General features: G+C 27.6%; 1 protein-coding gene and 1 pseudogene. Both read left to right on the top strand.

The annotated features are described in order from the left end of the window. Nucleotides 1-33 precede the first annotated feature (33 nt). A pseudogene (locus tag HMPREF3247_RS05760) lies at nucleotides 34-516 on the top strand (tandem-type lipoprotein); the annotation flags it as partial. A 47-nt stretch (nucleotides 517-563) separates the two neighbouring features. Continuing rightward, a partial coding sequence (locus tag HMPREF3247_RS05755; protein WP_142349145.1) for a Csa1 family protein occupies nucleotides 564-731 on the top strand: 168 nt, incomplete at its 3' end.

Here is a 731-nt window from a genome sequence, read left to right as displayed (position 1 = left end):
AAGAATTAACTGTTAACTAGAGTTTACACCACCAATAGAAATATAAAGAAGGCAACAGGATATTATTACACGAGCAAAGTTCATGATGAATTTAATGAAAAAGAGCATCAAAAAAAATATCATGTTGAACTTAAAAATAATAAAATAGTTCTTTTGGATAATGTAGAAGATTCAAAGCTCAAAAATAAAATAGAAAATTTTAAATTCTTTAGTCAGTACGCTGATTTTAGAGATTTTAAAAACTATAAAAATGGAAATATATCAAGTGCAGATAATGTACCAAGTTTCGATGCAGAATATCAAATAAGTAATACGGATAAAAATGTAAAAAAACTTAGAGAGGTTTATCCAATCACAACAAAAAAATCTCCAGTATTAAAATTACATATAGATGGTGACATAAAAGGAAGTTCAATTGGATATAAAAATATAGAATTTAATTTTTCAAAAGTAAAAGACGAAGAAACAGCTGTTAGAGATTTTGTGAATTTTGGACCATCTGATGGAGTTAGCTAAAGATAATTAGATGTAGAAATAATTCTAAAACAGAGAGACGTGAAACGATGGGATATTTAAAAAGGATTGGAATGTGTATAAGCCTGTTGATTGTAATCATTTTTGTAACATCTTGCGGTGGTGGTAATAAAATCACTGGAGATTCAAAAGAAACACAAATCAAAAAGAGTTTTGCGAAAACGTTAGATATGTATCCAATTAAGAATCTCGAGGAT

The sequence above is a fragment of the Staphylococcus sp. HMSC36A10 genome (assembly GCF_001838845.1).
Classification (GTDB): domain Bacteria; phylum Bacillota; class Bacilli; order Staphylococcales; family Staphylococcaceae; genus Staphylococcus; species Staphylococcus aureus.
This window is presented reverse-complemented; position numbering and strand designations above follow the sequence as displayed.